At 40.4% G+C, this 2,973-nt stretch carries 1 protein-coding gene and 1 pseudogene; both read right to left on the minus strand.

Features of this window, described 5'->3' with window-relative positions:
- Nucleotides 1-203 precede the first annotated feature (203 nt).
- Complete coding sequence (locus ACT3SX_RS14565; RefSeq protein WP_192520878.1) at nt 204-629, minus strand: hypothetical protein; 426 nt, start codon at nt 627-629, stop codon at nt 204-206.
- 12 nt (nt 630-641) lie between these two features.
- Nucleotides 642-2,973, minus strand: a pseudogene (locus tag ACT3SX_RS14570) (hypothetical protein); the annotation flags it as partial.

Here is a 2,973-nt window from a genome sequence, read left to right on the forward strand (position 1 = left end):
AATAGTGAAACCCATTCCGCCGCTTGTGCCAAACAGCCCTGATTTTTTGGTTTGACTAAATGAGCTTTCGCTTGAGGTGTTCTCAGCGGATAAGATATTGACATCACCACCAGCGGTCAGACCAGTGTCTGTATCACTGATAGCGTTGGTGGCTCAATCAAGCAAGTCAGCCTCGATAAAGTCGAAGCAGTTCAGCATATTGGTTATTCATTATCACTAAACTTCACATAATCATTAACTCTATTGCCTTTTAAACTTTCTAGTATTTGCTCTATACTATTTTTATCATATTGATTTCCATACTTATTCTGTTTCTTTATATGATTAATAAACTCTTTTGGTAATAATACTTTGTAGTTTTTCACCAAATGAGGAATCATCATAGTCCATACATACGAACCATCAGTAAAAACTTTAGTTGGTACAGAAACTTTATGGTCACAGATATCTTTTTCACTTGATAAAAACTCAATTACTTTTATACCGTTTATTAAATATTCATAGATAATGTTAGCGTTAGTATCAGATAATTGATTCACTTTAGTTTTGACGCTTGGGAATCCTTCTGGTTGTGCTTTAGAAGAGTTGACGCTATACACCATTTCTAAAAAAGGGGCCACTTTTTTCATATACTTCTCCTACTATTCTGGTTCAAAAATTTTCCATTCTGGCTTAATATCATCTCGTTCAAAGTAGTAATCTTCATCTTGAACCCACGAATTTGTATCTTTATTCCAAGCTACTGGACGAGTAGGTGCTAAAACACGAGCACCTAATTCGTTGGCTAATTCCTGTGCAGTGCCGCTTGAACCACTCCAGCATGAACCGAAACATACAGGATCACCTATTTTATAATCAGGGTTACTTCTTACCGCTGCAGATACTTGCTCTATACTAATTGGTATACTCTGCATCTCAACATCTCTTCCACCATTAACTTTGACTGTTGAAGTTGAAGATATTACTGGAGTACCACCAAATTCATCGTACTCAAGCTGACCGTGAACGATAACGTTATGTCCGTTGCCAGTATTCGCTGCATTCTCATAGTTTCTTATAGTATTGCCATCGTCTCCTATTGCAGTGCTATTAGTACCATGACGAACTGTAGTGCCGCTTTCTGTAAAGCTGTCCATGAAAAATATTTTAGGTCTTGCCGCTTGAGCTGCTAGTGTGCTGGCCGTACCAAATCCAGATAAACCAACACCAATACCTAGTTCAGTAGAACTTTGTGCATCATTTCTAGCAACGTCAAGCCCTTTACCTTGCATAATAGCTAGATTATCTTCAAGACCTATATAGGTAAAATCCTCGTAGGCTTGTTTGGCTTTTTCTGGAACACTTGGTATAGCTTTAATAGCACTTTCTATACTATTAAACCCATCAATCACAGTACCATATGGATCTTGAAGTTTATCAATGCCTTCTTTAGCCAACTCCCATGGTGCTAATATCAAGTTACCTGCACCTTGATTTGAGCCTTCAGCTTTAGCATTTTGAACTTCAGCAGCTGTTTCAGGCGTTCTACCATAAGTATAAGGATTTTGTAGAGCTAAGTTATCTAATACAAATTGTACTGAATCAGCATCAGTTAACATTTCATCTAGGTACAGTCTAGAATCTGTATATGATTTTGGGTCATCATTTCTGAAAGATCCAGATAACACGCCTCCATCAACTACAATTCCATGATCATTATTAAGTCTATTATATCTTTCAACCAAAGAAATATTATAAGCTTGAACGCCATTTCTTTCCTGTAAAAACTTATTGGCATCATCAAACTGCATAATCTCATTTAGGCTTAGATTATCATTGTATGCGTTGTACCAATCTTCATCTAGATTGTAGACAGCGGCTCTAGCCAATATCTTTAAGGCTTCCTCTTTTGTAATTCCTTTTTCTTTTGCATAGTCTTCTGCATGTAGTTTTAAAAGTTTAATTTGATCAGGATGCAACTGTCTATTATTAGCATCCACATTAGTCGCCGTCACCGTACTTGACGTATCAAGTCCAGAAGCACTACCTGCGACTAGTAGCGCAAGACTCACCACACCGCTTGCCGTCCCTTTAGCGATACTCTCACTCATACCGCTTGCAATCAGTGACTCTGCTATCTTATCTTGCAAGTTATTAAGCGTTGGAGCAGCGGCAGCTACGCCACCTGTGGATAATGCACCCTCAACACTGCCCGTACCCAATGCACCAAGTGCTGTATGAGCAGCAATGCGATAAACGCCACCTTCATCCCATTTGACAATAGCGGCACGTTTTTCATCAATACTTAAATCAGGATTAGCTTTTATAGCATCAATTTGATTTTGTGAGAACTCAGCCACTGCTTTAGGAGCTTCTTTACCAAAATCCTGCGTAATCTGCGTCTGCGCCCCAAGCTCCTCATTCACTCGGTTGGCATCAAACACATTCTCAAGCGCACCCGCATACTCAGCACGGTTGTCAGTCGTGATACCACTATTGCCTGCTATTCCAGTAATACCTGCACGAGTGATACTACTATCACTATCACCATCTGTGCCGTAGCCAAGCCCATTCATGCTAGGGTTTTTATCTTTACCCACACTTAAACCTACAGAGATCGCATCGCCTTTATAACTCGTGGTGTTTTCTATGTCTTGAGTCGTAATACCACCTTTACTGACATAGTTGTTTAATCCGTCTTGTAGCGCTTTGTCAGTCGTGGTGATCGCTCCGCCAATCAGATTGGTTGTGCCTTCGGTGGTAAGGTCAAGACCACCATCCCCGGTAAAGATACCTGACTGCTCACCAACGGCTTGATAGTCTGCATTGACATTAGTCTTACCACCATTGACCGAGAGACTGGAGCCTGCACCACCGCCTGCTATATCAATATCAGCGCTAAAGCCCATGTTCTTTTGGTCGCTGTCATAGGTAGCGGTGTCTTGTAGCGATTCGATGGTCATGTCGCCGCCGATAATGCCTTGAATCTTATCT

It is taken from the genome of Psychrobacter sp. AOP31-B2-9, from assembly GCF_052378005.1.
GTDB lineage: Bacteria > Pseudomonadota > Gammaproteobacteria > Pseudomonadales > Moraxellaceae > Psychrobacter.